The sequence below is a fragment of the Pantoea sp. X-Soil-TKNS-1207 genome, from assembly GCF_059730485.1.
The window spans coordinates 14295-27941 of record NZ_AP035958.1 but is presented as its reverse complement, the minus strand read 5'-3'; the positions used below and the strand labels follow the sequence as shown (position 1 = coordinate 27941).

The 13647-nt window shown below is 56.3% G+C and carries 13 protein-coding genes; 5 read left to right on the top strand and 8 right to left on the bottom strand.

All coding sequences use genetic code 11. The features are described from left to right. The 3 genes from yidC to AC6I8V_RS00120 all read left to right on the top strand — a co-directional run bounded on the left by yidC (position 1) and on the right by AC6I8V_RS00120 (position 3876). Entirely contained in the window at positions 1-1647 is a 1647-nt protein-coding gene (gene yidC, locus AC6I8V_RS00130) for a membrane protein insertase YidC (RefSeq protein WP_497843943.1), read from the top strand. Between the two features lie 79 nt (positions 1648-1726). Continuing rightward, entirely contained in the window at positions 1727-3091 is a 1365-nt protein-coding gene (gene mnmE, locus AC6I8V_RS00125; protein WP_497843942.1) for a tRNA uridine-5-carboxymethylaminomethyl(34) synthesis GTPase MnmE, read from the top strand. A 194-nt stretch (positions 3092-3285) separates the two neighbouring features. Then, entirely contained in the window at positions 3286-3876 is a 591-nt protein-coding gene (locus AC6I8V_RS00120) for a malonic semialdehyde reductase (RefSeq protein ID WP_497843941.1), read from the top strand. Between the two features lie 58 nt (positions 3877-3934). On the opposite strand, the gene AC6I8V_RS00115 is transcribed toward AC6I8V_RS00120, so the two are convergent. Then, complete coding sequence (locus AC6I8V_RS00115; protein WP_497843940.1) at positions 3935-4438, bottom strand: flavin reductase family protein; 504 nt, start codon at positions 4436-4438, stop codon at positions 3935-3937. A gap of 306 nt (positions 4439-4744) precedes the next feature. Between AC6I8V_RS00115 and AC6I8V_RS00110 the strand changes: the two genes are divergently transcribed. Next, positions 4745-5503: a 4'-phosphopantetheinyl transferase family protein gene (locus AC6I8V_RS00110; RefSeq protein WP_497843939.1), complete on the top strand. Its 759-nt coding sequence runs from the start codon at positions 4745-4747 to the stop codon at positions 5501-5503. Positions 5504-5536: 33 nt separating this feature from the next. On the opposite strand, the gene AC6I8V_RS00105 is transcribed toward AC6I8V_RS00110, so the two are convergent. Beyond that, a complete protein-coding gene (locus tag AC6I8V_RS00105) occupies positions 5537-6850 on the bottom strand; it encodes an NCS2 family permease (protein WP_497843938.1) in 1314 nt (437 codons plus the stop codon). A gap of 140 nt (positions 6851-6990) precedes the next feature. On the opposite strand from AC6I8V_RS00105, the gene yieH reads away from it, so the two are divergent. Then, the gene (gene yieH / locus AC6I8V_RS00100; RefSeq protein ID WP_497843937.1) at positions 6991-7650 is read left to right on the top strand and encodes a 6-phosphogluconate phosphatase; all 660 of its coding nucleotides are present in this window, start codon (positions 6991-6993) and stop codon (positions 7648-7650) included. A gap of 74 nt (positions 7651-7724) precedes the next feature. On the opposite strand, the gene AC6I8V_RS00095 is transcribed toward yieH, so the two are convergent. The 6 genes from AC6I8V_RS00095 to pstS form a co-directional block, all read right to left on the bottom strand. Beyond that, positions 7725-8966, bottom strand: coding sequence for an MFS transporter (locus tag AC6I8V_RS00095; protein WP_497843936.1), 1242 nt, complete (start codon positions 8964-8966; stop codon positions 7725-7727). A gap of 107 nt (positions 8967-9073) precedes the next feature. Continuing rightward, positions 9074-9808: a phosphate signaling complex protein PhoU gene (phoU, locus tag AC6I8V_RS00090; protein WP_497843935.1), complete on the bottom strand. Its 735-nt coding sequence runs from the start codon at positions 9806-9808 to the stop codon at positions 9074-9076. Positions 9809-9825: 17 nt separating this feature from the next. Beyond that, positions 9826-10599 (bottom strand): phosphate ABC transporter ATP-binding protein PstB, encoded by a 774-nt coding sequence (pstB, locus tag AC6I8V_RS00085; protein WP_497843934.1) that lies wholly within the window; start codon positions 10597-10599, stop codon positions 9826-9828. 44 nt (positions 10600-10643) lie between these two features. Next, positions 10644-11531, bottom strand: a complete 888-nt coding sequence (gene pstA, locus AC6I8V_RS00080) for a phosphate ABC transporter permease PstA (RefSeq protein ID WP_497843933.1) — start codon at positions 11529-11531, stop codon at positions 10644-10646. Then, positions 11528-12490, bottom strand: a complete 963-nt coding sequence (gene pstC / locus AC6I8V_RS00075) for a phosphate ABC transporter permease PstC (RefSeq protein ID WP_497843932.1) — start codon at positions 12488-12490, stop codon at positions 11528-11530. The genes pstA and pstC overlap by 4 nt, the downstream gene beginning before the upstream one ends. An 85-nt stretch (positions 12491-12575) precedes the next feature. Next, the gene (gene pstS / locus AC6I8V_RS00070) at positions 12576-13619 is read right to left on the bottom strand and encodes a phosphate ABC transporter substrate-binding protein PstS (RefSeq protein ID WP_497843931.1); all 1044 of its coding nucleotides are present in this window, start codon (positions 13617-13619) and stop codon (positions 12576-12578) included. Between the last annotated feature and the right edge of the window lie 28 nt (positions 13620-13647).

Sequence of the window (13647 nt, the reverse complement as noted above, 5' to 3'; positions counted from 1 at the left end):
ATGGATTCGCAACGCAATCTCTTTCTCATCGCTTTTCTGTTCGTGTCTTTTATGATCTGGCAAGCCTGGCAGACGGACCACGCTCCGCAGCCACAGCAAACCCAGACCACGCAGACCACCAACAGCACTGCGGGTGATGCCGCCTCTTCGGGCGTTCCGGGCAGCGGACAGGGCCAAACGATCACCGTTAAGACCGATGTCCTGTCATTGAACATCAATACCCGCGGTGGTGATATCGAGCAGGCCCAACTGCTGACTTACCCGGACAAACTGGGTTCGGATACCCCGTTCCAGCTGCTTGAAACGACACCGGCGTTCATCTATCAGGCGCAGAGCGGCTTAACCGGCCGTAACGGTCCGGATAACCCGAACAACGGCGCCCGCCCGCTTTTCACCACCACTCAGGACCACTTTGAGATGGCTGAAGGCCAGACTGAGCTGCGCGTTCCGCTCACCTGGACTGGCGAAAACGGTGTGGTCTACACCAAAACCTTCGTGTTCAAACGCGGTGAGTTCGCCGTGAATGTTGACTACAACATCAACAACACCAGCCAGCAGCCGCTGGAAGTGTCGATGTTTGGTCAGCTGAAACAGACCATCGAAGTGCCGAAGCACCGTGACACCGGCAGCAACAACTTTGCTCTGCACACCTTCCGTGGCGCAGCGTACTCGACCAGCGATTCCAAATACGAAAAATATAAATTCGATACCATCGCTGATAACGAGAACCTGAACACCACCACCAGCAATGGCTGGGTAGCGATGCTGCAGCAATATTTTGCCACTGCATGGGTGCCGCGTACCGAAGGCAACAACACGCTCTACACCAGCAACCTGGGTAACGGCGTGGCGGCAATCGGCTATAAATCTTCTCCGGTTACCGTCGCACCTGGCGCGCAGCAGAACCTCGGCGCGACCCTGTGGGTTGGCCCGGAAATTCAGGACAAAATGGCGGCAATCGCGCCACACCTGGACCTGACCGTCGATTACGGCTGGCTGTGGTTCATCTCTCAGCCGCTGTTTAAACTGCTGAAGTTCATTCACAGCTTTATCGGTAACTGGGGCTTCTCCATTATCGTTATCACCTTTATCGTTCGTGGCATCATGTACCCGCTGACCAGAGCGCAGTACACCTCCATGGCGAAGATGCGTATGCTGCAGCCGAAGATTCAGGCCATGCGTGAGCGTCTGGGCGATGATAAGCAGAAGATGAGCCAGGAGATGATGGCGCTGTACAAGGCGGAGAAAGTGAACCCGCTGGGCGGCTGTCTGCCGCTGGTGATTCAGATGCCAATCTTCCTTGCGCTGTACTACATGCTGTCTGGCTCGATTGAACTGCGTCATGCACCGTTTATTCTGTGGATCCATGACCTGTCCGCGCAGGACCCGTACTACATTCTGCCGGTCATCATGGGTATCACCATGTTCTTCATCCAGAAGATGTCACCGACCACCGTGACCGATCCGATGCAGCAGAAGATCATGACCTACATGCCGGTAATCTTTACCGTGTTCTTCCTGTGGTTCCCGTCAGGTCTGGTGCTGTACTACATCGTCAGCAACCTGGTCACCATTCTCCAGCAGCAGCTGATTTATCGCGGCCTGGAAAAACGAGGTTTGCATAGCCGCGACAAGAAGAAAGCGTAACGTCCAGCTCCATAGAGCAAGGCGTATACTTGAAGGGCGGCATTTATGCCGCCCTATTTTTTTGAAATGAGAGAGAGTTATGAGCCACAGCGATACCATTGTCGCCCAGGCGACGCCCCCCGGCCGCGGCGGCGTCGGCATTCTGCGTATCTCCGGCGCTAAAGCCGCCGATATCGCGCTAAGCGTGCTGGGTAAACTGCCGAAACCACGCTATGCCGACTACCTGCCGTTTACCGATGCCGATGGCAGCGTGCTGGATCAGGGGATTGCGCTGTGGTTCCCCGGTCCGAACTCCTTCACCGGAGAAGATGTGCTGGAGCTACAGGGCCACGGCGGCCCGGTGATTCTCGACCTGCTACTCAAACGCATTGTGGCGCTGCCGGGTGTGCGCATCGCTCAGCCGGGCGAGTTTTCTGAACGCGCATTCCTCAATGACAAACTCGATCTGGCGCAGGCCGAAGCCATTGCCGACCTGATTGATGCCAGTTCCGAACAGGCGGCACGCTCCGCGGTGAACTCATTGCAGGGCGCGTTCTCCATCCGGATTAACGCCCTTGTGGAAGCACTCACTCACCTGCGCATCTACGTGGAAGCGGCTATCGACTTCCCGGATGAAGAGATCGACTTCCTCTCCGATGGCAAAATCGAAGCGCAGCTCAATGCGGTGATCGGCGACCTGAATGGCGTGCGTGCCGAAGCGCGTCAGGGCAGCCTGCTGCGTGAAGGGATGAAGGTGGTGATTGCCGGACGACCGAACGCCGGGAAATCCAGCCTGCTCAATGCACTGGCCGGGCGCGAAGCCGCCATCGTCACCGATATCGCCGGTACCACGCGCGACGTGCTGCGCGAACATATTCATATCGACGGGATGCCGCTGCATATCATCGATACCGCCGGTTTACGCGATGCCAGCGACGAAGTGGAGCGTATCGGCATTGAACGCGCCTGGCAGGAGATTGAGCAGGCCGATCGCGTGCTGTTTATGGTGGATAGCACCACCACCGACGCCACAGAAGCCACGGCCATCTGGCCTGATTTTGTCTCACGTCTGCCTGCCGAACTGCCAATCACCGTGGTGCGTAATAAAGCCGACATGACCGGTGAAATCCCGGGTCTGTCAGATGTAAATGGTCACTCACTCATTCGCCTGTCGGCCCGCTCCGGCGAAGGGGTGGATACCCTGCGCGACCATCTGAAACAAACCATGGGCTTCAGCGGCAATGTGGAAGGCGGCTTCCTTGCCCGCCGCCGCCATTTGCAGGCGCTGGAGCTGGCAGCGACGCACTTACAACAAGGTAAAGCTCAGCTACTGGGTGCCTGGGCTGGCGAGCTGCTGGCCGAGGAACTGCGTCTGGCGCAGCAGGCGTTGAGCGAGATCACCGGCGAGTTCACCTCTGACGATCTGCTGGGGCGGATTTTTTCCAGTTTTTGTATCGGGAAATAGTGGGTTGCGGGTCTGCGTTACGTTCAGCGCGATTAGCATAGTAATAACCTGAATGCAGCTTTGTTATTTGGTTACTTTTTGCCTTTGCAGTATAACGATCTCTGCCTGGGCCAAAAGTGCACTGACTGATCCAGGTAATTGCTCTATTCATGCTAAACATTAGGCTCAATTTGATGCCTGAAAAGGAGAGAAACATGAGTACACTGCTCGACAGCCTCGCCCTGAAAGCGCTGTTCAATGAGGCTCGCACCCATAGCTACTGGCAGGAAAAACCCATTTCAGAAGATCTGTTAAAGCAGCTCTACCAGATGACTGCGCTGGGTCCGACTTCTGCCAACTGCTCACCGGGCCGCTTTGTGTTTGTCACCTCCCAGGAAGGGAAAGAGAAGTTGAAGCCTGCGCTCTCCTCCGGCAACCTCGACAAAACGATGAAGGCACCGGTCACGGTGATTGTCGCTTCTGATCCCGAGTTTTATGAAAATCTGCCCAAGCTGTTCCCACACGGCGATGCCCGTAGCTGGTTCACCAGCAATCCGGAACTGGTAAAAGAGACAGCATTTCGTAACAGCAGCCTGCAAGCGGGTTATCTGATCCTGGCGGCGCGTTCGCTGGGACTGGACGCTGGCCCGATGTCCGGTTTCGATCCCGCGAAAGTGAACGAGGCCTTCTTCAGCGACAGCAAATGGCAGGTTAACCTGCTGATCAACCTCGGCTATGGCGACGCCAGCAAACTGCATCCGCGCCTGTCACGCCTCGGCTTTGACGAAGCCTGTAAATTCGCCTGAGTAAAAAAAAGCGTCGGGCCATAAGCGCGACGCCTTTTCACACCTCTTTCCGGCGCGATTACCCCAGCGAATGAAAACCACTGTTGAAGTAGATCATCGGCTCAGCCGCTTCACCCGGCAGACTGATGCCGACGATCCGCGCCAGCAGCACGCTGTGCGTATGCCACTCCACCACCTTTTCCAGCTGGCAATCAAAACTCACCAGCGCATCGGCTAATACCGGCGCTCCGGTGTTGAGCGTCAGCCAGTCACCGTGCTGGAAGCGTTCAGCGCGACGGGATGACTGACTGAACTGGGCGCAAAGTTCGCTATGCTGCTCGCGCAGCACGTTGACGGCAAAATGGCCCGCCTGCAACAAGACATCATGGCTGGACGCGCTCCGGTTGACACAAACCAGCAGGCTGGGCGGTTCCGCCGCCAGCGAACTGACAGAGGTGGCAATCAGCCCATGCTTTTCACCCGCTAGTTGCGTAGTGATCAGTGACACGCCAGCGGTAAGGCGGCGCATGCCATGACGAAAGTCATCAAGTGAAATCGATTCCTGGTGCGAAGTAACTGACATAAAAACTCCAACGGGCATGATTCTGCGATGAAGCACGGCTGAGATCAGGCAATATTCATTTTCTCTCGTCAGCCTGCTTTTTTTTACCGTCCAAATCCTACACCACATCGCACCATTCAGCATCTGCTCAGGCATTAATCAGCAAACTGCTACTATGAAGAGGGCGATTGTCGCGGACTGGCCGGATTGTCATTAACTTCAGCCTTATCTGAAATTCAGACATTCCATGTAATGCCGGATGCAAACCCATGAGAAAATTCTTACAATAGCCCTGATGATTATCCGACCATTTTCACGGAGCGACAGATGGCTAGTCATTTTGTTCGTTGGATGGGTAACCCGCCCCTCTCCTCTGAGACAATGCGGGTTCCACAGGATGTGATTAGCAGCGCACAGCGCCTGCCCGACAAGCGTCGTGGCCGTTTCCTTGCCGCACGTGAGCTGCTGGCACAGCTAATGTTACGGGTCTACGGTATCAATGAACTGCCGTCGCTGATTACCACCAGCAGCGGTCGTCCCTGCTTTGCCGATTCCGCCCTGCCTGATTTCAGCATTGCCTACGCCGGAAATATGGTGGGCGTATTGCTGGCCGAAGAAGGAGGCCGCGCCGGGCTGGATATGGAAATTGTCCGCGCTCACAGCCGCCAGACTCAGGATACGCTGACGCAGGACCTCTCCTCCGGAGAGAAAGCCTGGATCAACGCGCAGCAGGATTTTATGGAAGCGGTGACGCAAATCTGGACACTGCGCCAGAGCATCCTCAAACTTACCGGTGAAGCGGAAGGCGGTATTGATTCTCTGCGGCTGCATCCCGCGGCGGGTCGCCTGCGTTCCAGCGTGTTTCCCGATATCCAGGCAGTCTGCGATGCTGAACCTACGCTGGTCTGGTCTTGCGCGCTTTCGCCAGGCACAGAACGGCTGCGGTTGTGGGAAATTGACGCCGGCCACCAGTGGCAGCCACTGCGTGATGTGGAGATCAGTAAGCCAAATATCGGACCGCGTACCCTGCGCCTGACCAGCTTACCGAGCGAGCGCGTAGCGCCGCAGGAAATCGGACACTCCTGACAAAACAGGCCGCATACGCGGCCTGTTCAGTTTTTAGTGGGCATCCACAAACGCGATTTTCAACACAAACAGCAGCGCCACCACTACCACGCACGGGCTGATTTCCCGCCAGCGCCCGGTGCCGAGTTTCATTACGCAGTAAGCGATAAAGCCCAGCGCGATGCCTTCGGTGATCGAGAAGCTGAATGGCATCATCGCGGCGGTGACAAACGCCGGAACCGCTTCGGTGAGATCGTCCCAGCGCACGCGCGACAACGACGCCGTCATCAGTACGCCGACGTAAATTAATGCGCCCGCCGCCGCATACGACGGCACCATCGCGGCCAGCGGCGACAGGAACATCACCAGCAGGAACAGGATGCCGGTAATCACCGCCATCAGGCCGGTACGGCCGCCAATCGCCACGCCCGAGGAACTTTCGATATAGGCAGTGACCGAGGAAGTCCCGATCAGCGAACCGGCAACCGAACTGATGCTATCGACATACAGCGCCTGTTTCATGCGTGGGAAGGTGCCTTTCTCGTCCGTCAGCCCGGCTTTGTCGGTGACGCCAATCAGCGTACCGGACGAGTCGAACAGGTTGACCAGCATAAAGGAGAAAATCACTCCGGCCATGCCGATATTCAGCGCGCCTTTGATATCAACCTGACCCACGACCGACCCCACCGACGGCGGAGCGGCAAACACGCCGGTGAATTTCACATCACCCAGCATCAGGCCAATCGCGGTGGTTACCACAATCGACACCAGCACTGCCGCGTGGATGTTACGCGAGGCCAGGATGGCGATGATAAAGAAGCCGAGTGCGCCGAGCAGCACGCTGTGCGACGTCAGGTTGCCAACCGCCACCAGCGTGTCAGCATTCGGCACGATGATTCCGGCATTTTTCAGCCCCATCATGGCGATGAACAGCCCGATGCCAGCGGTGATGCCAACGCGCAGGCTCAGCGGAATATTGGCGATCATCCAGTAGCGCACGCGCAGCAGCGTGAGGATCAGCAAACCAAGCGCCCCCCAGAAGATGGCTCCCATGCCGATCTGCCATGAATACCCCATCGCACCAACGACCACAAAAGCGAAGAAGGCATTGAGGCCCATTGCGGGTGCCAGCGCCACCGGCAGGTTCGCCACCAGCCCCATCAGGATGCTGCCAAACGCGGCAATCAGGCAGGTGGTGACGAACACCGCCTGCGTGTCCATACCCGCGGCGCCAAGAATCTGCGGGTTAACGAAGACGATGTACACCATCGTCAGAAAAGTGGTGAAACCGGCGATCACTTCCGTGCGCGCGGTGGTACCGTGTTCCTGCAGCTTAAAGATGCGCTGCAACAGACCCTGCTTGTTCATAGCATTATTCCGCTGAAAAATTTAACGCGCGTATCCTATAGATTTTAGCCGCTCAGCACACTGATTTTTCGCAAGCGTTTGCTCGACGCGCTCAGTACGTTAGAGTGACTATTCATTGTTTACCAAAAGGATGATGTGCAATGTCAGTTGAATGTGTTTTTTTTGATTGTGACGGCACGCTGGTCGATAGCGAAGTGATCTGTACGCAATCTTACGTCAACACCTTTGCCCGCTACGGTATTGAACTCTCACTCCAGCAGATGTTTGAAAAATACAAAGGGGTGAAACTGTACGACATCATCCGCGATGTGGGGGCGGAACATCAGGTCGATTTACCGATCGACGAAGTGGAAACCGCCTATCGCGCCGAAGTGGCGCGACTGTTTGATTTGCAGCTACAGCCGATTGCCGGGGCAAAAGCGCTGGTGGAGCAGGTCACCGTGCCGATGTGCGTGGTATCCAATGGCACAGTGAAAAAGATGCAGCATTCACTTGGGCTAACCGGCATGTTGCCCTACTTTGCCGACCATCTCTACAGCGGTTATGACATCAATCACTGGAAGCCGGACCCGGAGCTGATGTACCACGCGGCGGAGCAGATGCAGGTGCCGATTGAGAAGTGCATTCTGGTGGATGATTCTGAAGCGGGCGCGCGCGCCGGCATCGCAGCAGGCATTCCGGTGTTTTATTACTGCGCGGATGCGCATAACCCGGATTTGGATCACCCGCTGGTGACGCGTTTTGATGATATGGCGCAGCTGCCGGAACTGTGGCGAGCGCGCGGTTGGGATTTGGTATAAGTGTCCGGTCGCCATCAATGGCGACCTTACGACTACGGTGGTGTAGGGTCGCCATTGATGGCGACCTCAGCGCGTCAGCCAATCGCCCCCAGCGAATCCTCATTCCCCTGCTTTTTCGGTAGCAAAAACAGCGTCGCCACAATATCCAGCAGATAAATCAGCGCCAGCAGGGTAATCGCTGCACCGAACGAAATGTTGGCCGCCAGCAATCCAATCACCAGCGGTCCAAAACCGCCAACGCCGCGTCCGAGATTAAACAACACGTTCTGCGCCGTGGCGCGCGCCTGCGGCGGGAAAGTGTCGGAAATCAGCGCACCGTAACCGCCAATCATGCCATTCACAAACATCCCCATCAGCGCGCCGGTAAACAACATCACCGTGGGATCGCGCAGCTGGGCGTAAATCACCACCATCACCACCGCGCCAAACTGATACAGCAGGAAGATTTTCCAGCGTGCAAAACGGTCCGCCAGCACGCCAAACAACCAGATGCCGAAGGTCATACCCACCACCGTGACCGCCGTCCACAGGCCGGATTTGGTCAGGCTGAAGCCGAAGCTGGAGGAGAGATAGCTCGGCATCCAGATCATCAGGCCGTAATAGCCGAAGTTCTGTACCGAGCAGAGAATAAAGATGCCAAGGCTGGCCTTGCTGGTGGCGCGATCGCTAAACAACAAACGAATGCGTGCGGCAAACGACAGTTGCGGCGCTTGTGCCACATGTTGGGTGAAGCCTTCCGGCTCGCCCAGGCTGCGGCGAATAACAAATGAAACCAGCGCAGGCAGTAAGCCCACCAGGAACATGCCGCGCCAGCCAATCACACTCAGCAGCGGCGGGGTGATAAACGCCGCCAGCAGCACGCCCAGCTGCCAGCCAATGCCCACCCATGCCGAGGCGCGGTTGCGTTTCTCCTGCGGCCAGGCTTCGGCAATCAGCGCCATGCCGATACCAAATTCGCCGCCCAGCCCCATCCCTGCCAGAGTGCGATACGCCAGCAGATCCCAATAGCCCTGCGCCACGGCGCATAACCCGGTAAAAATCGAGAACATCAGAATGGTGACGGTCAGAATACGAATGCGGCCAAAGCGATCGCTGAGATGGCCAAACACAATGCCGCCGACCACTGCGCCAATTAGCGTCCAGGTGACCAGCGAACCGGCCTGCGACGGGTTAAGCGCCAGCGAGACGCTGATCGCCGGTAACATAAAGCCAAGAATAAGCAGATCGAATCCATCCATGGCATAGCCGCTAACGGCAGCCAGCATCGCTTTCGCCGGGGTTACGCTCTGTTTTTTGTTGTGCGAAGAGGGGGACATGCAGCAGCACCTTGCAGTAAAAAGTGCGCCAAGTATAAAGAGCGGAAGGGATTGAGACCAATCAGAAAAGAAGATGGCTGCCCGCGAACCAGGCAGCCATCGGGCTATCAGGAAGGTTTGTTGCTGCCGTCATCGCCGGACAGCAGTTCGTCCAGCTTATCGCCGCCAACATGACGGAAATCCTGACCCTTCACGAAATAGAAGATGATTTCGCAGATGTTCTGGCAGCGGTCACCGATACGCTCAATGGCGCGGGCGCAGAACAGCGCGGTCAGCACGCTGGGAATCGTGCGCGGATCTTCCATCATGTAGGTCATCAGCTGACGCACAATGCCTTCGTACTCTTTATCCACCTTCTTGTCTTCACGGTAGATCTGGATCGCCGCATTGAGATCCATGCGCGCAAAGGCATCCAGCACGTCATGCAGCATCTGCACCGTATGGTGGCCCAGTGATTCAAGGCTCACCAGCAGCGGCAAATGTTGCTGACCAAATTTCTCCAGCGCGGTGCGGCTGATTTTTTCCGCAACGTCGCCAATGCGCTCCAGCTCAGAGATGGTCTTGATGATGGCCATCACCAGGCGTAAATCGCTGGCGGTAGGCTGGCGTTTGGCGATGATGCGCACGCAGGCTTCATCAATCTCCACTTCCATCATGTTGACCTTCTGGTCGCCGTCGATAACGCGCTGCGCCAGATCGCCGTCCTGGTTATGCATCGCGGTAATGGCGTCGGTGAGCTGTTGCTCAACCATGCCACCCATGATCATCACCTGGGTACGAATGTGTTCCAGCTCCGCGTTGAACTGACCGGAGATGTGTTTGTTCAGATTTAAATTATCCATGTGCGTCTCCTGTCAAATCAGCCGTAACGACCGGTAATGTAGTCTTCTGTCTGCTTCTGCGCCGGCTTGGTAAATAAGGTATCGGTATCGCTGAATTCAATCAGCTCGCCCAGATACATAAAGGCGGTGTGGTCGGAACAGCGCGCCGCCTGCTGCATGTTGTGGGTCACAATCACCACGGTATAGTCCTGCTTCAGCTCGGTGATCAACTCTTCGATGCGACCGGTCGAGATCGGGTCCAGCGCCGAGCAGGGTTCATCCAGCAGCAGCACTTCCGGGCGAATCGCAATACCGCGCGCGATACACAGACGCTGCTGCTGACCACCGGAGAGACTGTAACCACTCTGATGCAGCTTGTCTTTGGTTTCATTCCAGAGTGCGGCTTTGCTCAGCGCCCACTGCACGCGTTCATCCATATCGGCACGCGACAGTTTTTCAAACAGACGGACGCCAAAGGCGATGTTGTCGTAAATCGACATCGGGAATGGCGTCGGTTTCTGGAACACCATGCCAACGCGTGCGCGCAGCAGAGCGATATCCTGATTCGATGCCAGAATGTTGTCGCCATCCAGCAGAATTTCACCTTCAGCACGCTGCTCCGGGTAGAGCGAATACATTTTGTTGAAGGTACGCAGCAGGGTCGATTTACCGCAGCCTGATGGCCCGATAAATGCGGTAACCTGGTTTTTCGCGATATCCAGATTGATGTTTTTTAGCGCATGGAATTTCCCGTAGTGGAAGTTCAGATTGCGCACCTGAATTTTGCCGGGAGATGAAGTTGCCATACTCATTGCTCGTCTCTCATGTACCGCGCCGCCGAAGCCGCGCCGGGAAATTAGTGTTTACTTTTTGCGAAAATCACACGCGCCGCGATGTTCAGCAACAACACGCACAGGGTAATGATCAGCACACCGGCCCAGGCCAGGCTTTGCCATTCGGCAAACGGGCTCATGGCGAATTTAAAGATGGTTACCGGCAGGTTAGCTATCGGCTGCATCATGTCGGTGCTCCAGAACTGGTTCGACAGGGCAGTAAACAGCAGCGGCGCGGTTTCACCGGCAATACGCGCAATCGCCAGCAGCACACCGGTCATAATGCCGGAGACTGAAGCCTTGAGCGTGATAGCTGAAATCATCTTCCACTTCGGCGTGCCGAGCGCATAAGCCGCTTCGCGCATACTGTCAGGCACCAGGCGCAGCATGTTCTCGGTGGTGCGGATCACAATCGGAATCTGCAACAGCGCCAGCGCAACCACCCCAGCCCAGCCGGAGAAGTGCTGCATCTGCGCCACCACGATGGTGTAAACGAACAGACCGACCACAATCGACGGTGCCGACAGCAGGATGTCGTTGATAAAACGAATCACTTCAGCCAGCCAGTGCTTACGACCATATTCGGCCAGATAAATCCCCGCCATAATGCCCAGCGGAGTGCCGACGAAGGTGGACCAGAAAATCAGTAAGCCGCTACCGGCCAGCGCATTCGCCAGACCACCGCCTGCGGTGTTGGGCGGCGGGGTCGATTCGGTGAACAGCGACCATGACAGGCCATCAATACCGCGTGATACGGTGGTGAACAGAATCCACACCAGCCAGAACAGGCCAAACGCCATGGTCAGCAGCGACAGCGTCAGCGCGATTTTGTTTTTGGTGCTGCGCCAGGCCTGCATTTTACGGCGTGAGGCTTCCAGCTCGGCGCGAGCCTGCAATTCAATGGTTGTCATGAACGGGCTCCTTCACTCTTGGCCAGACGCAGAATCATCAGCTTAGAGATCGCCAGCACGATAAAGGTGATAACAAACAGGATCAGACCCAGCTCCATCAATGCCGCTACGTGCACGCCAGATTCCGCTTCGGCGAATTCGTTCGCCAGCGCCGAGGTGATGCTGTTGCCCGGCATAAACAGCGAGGCGCTGTCGAGCTGGTAGGTGTTACCGATGATAAAGGTCACCGCCATGGTTTCGCCCAATGCGCGACCCAGACCGAGCATCACGCCGCCGATCACGCCGTTTTTGGTGAATGGCAGCACGATGCGCCAGATCACTTCCCAGGTGGTGCAGCCGATACCGTAGGCCGACTCTTTCATCATCACCGGCGTTTGCTCAAACACATCACGCATTACCGAAGCGATGTACGGAATGATCATGATGGCGAGGATCACGCCTGCGGCCAGAATGCCGATACCGAATGCCGGACCGGAAAACAGCGCGCCGACAATTGGGATGTTCGACATCAGATCGCCTACCGGCGTCTGGAAATACTGGGCAAACAGTGGCGCGAAAATAAACAGGCCCCACATGCCGTAAACGATGCTGGGGATCGCTGCCAGCAGCTCAATTGCCGTGCCGAGCGGACGACGCAGCCAGCTCGGCGCCAGCTCCGTGAGGAACAGGGCGATACCAAAGCTCACCGGGACGGCGATAATCAGGGCAATCAGCGAGGTGACGACAGTGCCGTAAATCGGTACCAGCGCACCAAATTGTTCGTTAGGCGCATCCCAGGTTTTGGTCCACAGAAAGGAGAAACCAAATTTCTGGATGCTGGGCCATGAGGAGAAAATCAGGGAGACGATGATGCCACCCAGCAGCAACAACACAATCAGCGCAGCCAGTTTAACCAGCGCGCCGAAGATCATGTCACCTTGTTTGCCAGGGGCTTTAAACGTCGGCTTAGTGGCAGCCATAGAAGTCTCTGTTCTCAGGGGAAGTCAGGGCGGCAACATCGCCGCCCATTGGGTGGCCTGCACATCTGGCAGGCCGGGTCTGCAATTACTTGTACAGCGCTTTACCGGAAGTGTCTTTGATGTTGGCTTTCCAGGCATCACGGATCTGCGCAGTTACGCTTTCTGGCAGTGCTGCGTAATCCAGGCTGGTCGCTGTTTTAGCGCCATTTTTGTAAGCCCAGTCGAAGAATTTCAGCACTTCGCTGCCTTTTTCCGCATTCGCCTGATCTTTATAAACCAGGATGAAGGTGGTTGAGGAGATCGGCCATGCATCGTTGCCTTTCTGGAAGGTCAGGTCCTGGGCGAATGTCTCGCTCCAGTTTGCACCTTTTGCCGCGTTGCTGAAGCTGGTTTCGCTCGGCGATACCGCTTTGCCGTCCGCATCCATCAGTTTGGTGTAGGTCAGGTTGTTCTGTTTCGCGTACGCGTACTCTACGTAGCCAATTGAACCCGGCAGACGCTGTACGAAGGCGGCCACGCCGTCGTTACCTTTACCGCCCAGACCGGTCGGCCAGTTAACGGTGTTGCCTTTACCGATTTTGCTGTTCCACTCTTCGTTCACTTTAGACAGGTAGCTGGTGAACACGAAAGAGGTACCGGAACCATCAGCGCGACGTACCACGTTGATGTTGGTGTCTGGCAGTTTCACGCCTTTGTTCAGCTTGGTGATTGCCGGATCGTTCCACTTTTTGATGTTGCCCAGGTAGATGTCGCCAACGGTTTTACCGTCAAGGACCAGCTCACCAGACTTCACGCCAGGGATATTAACCGCCAGCACCACGCCACCGATCACTGTCGGGAACTGGAACAGGCCATTTTTTTGCAGATCTTCATCTTTCATTGGCGCATCTGACGCACCGAAATCAACGGTTTTGGCGATGATTTGTTTCACGCCGCCCGAAGAACCAATACCCTGATAGTTTACTTTGCTACCGGTGGCTTGCTGATATTCTGCTGCCCACTTGGCATAAACCGGTGCCGGGAATGTCCCGCCTGCACCAGTCAGGTCGGTGGCTGCGAAAGCAGAAACCGCGCTTACTGCGAAGGTGGCGGCGAGGATTCGGGCTACGGTGCTACGCATCAGTGTCATGTTCCCTCCAGGGGAGTTTATCTCAGGC

Bases quoted from the DNA above. Each gene is read 5' to 3' on its own strand.
- yidC (WP_497843943.1), top strand. From the start codon at position 1: ATGGATTCGCAACGCAATCTCTTTCTCATCGCTTTTCTGTTCGTGTCT.
- mnmE (WP_497843942.1), top strand. From the start codon at position 1,727: ATGAGCCACAGCGATACCATTGTCGCCCAGGCGACGCCCCCCGGCCGC.
- AC6I8V_RS00120 (WP_497843941.1), top strand. From the start codon at position 3,286: ATGAGTACACTGCTCGACAGCCTCGCCCTGAAAGCGCTGTTCAATGAG.
- AC6I8V_RS00115 (WP_497843940.1), bottom strand. From the start codon at position 4,438: ATGTCAGTTACTTCGCACCAGGAATCGATTTCACTTGATGACTTTCGT.
- AC6I8V_RS00110 (WP_497843939.1), top strand. From the start codon at position 4,745: ATGGCTAGTCATTTTGTTCGTTGGATGGGTAACCCGCCCCTCTCCTCT.
- AC6I8V_RS00105 (WP_497843938.1), bottom strand. From the start codon at position 6,850: ATGAACAAGCAGGGTCTGTTGCAGCGCATCTTTAAGCTGCAGGAACAC.
- yieH (WP_497843937.1), top strand. From the start codon at position 6,991: ATGTCAGTTGAATGTGTTTTTTTTGATTGTGACGGCACGCTGGTCGAT.
- AC6I8V_RS00095 (WP_497843936.1), bottom strand. From the start codon at position 8,966: ATGTCCCCCTCTTCGCACAACAAAAAACAGAGCGTAACCCCGGCGAAA.
- phoU (WP_497843935.1), bottom strand. From the start codon at position 9,808: ATGGATAATTTAAATCTGAACAAACACATCTCCGGTCAGTTCAACGCG.
- pstB (WP_497843934.1), bottom strand. From the start codon at position 10,599: ATGAGTATGGCAACTTCATCTCCCGGCAAAATTCAGGTGCGCAATCTG.
- pstA (WP_497843933.1), bottom strand. From the start codon at position 11,531: ATGACAACCATTGAATTGCAGGCTCGCGCCGAGCTGGAAGCCTCACGC.
- pstC (WP_497843932.1), bottom strand. From the start codon at position 12,490: ATGGCTGCCACTAAGCCGACGTTTAAAGCCCCTGGCAAACAAGGTGAC.
- pstS (WP_497843931.1), bottom strand. From the start codon at position 13,619: ATGACACTGATGCGTAGCACCGTAGCCCGAATCCTCGCCGCCACCTTC.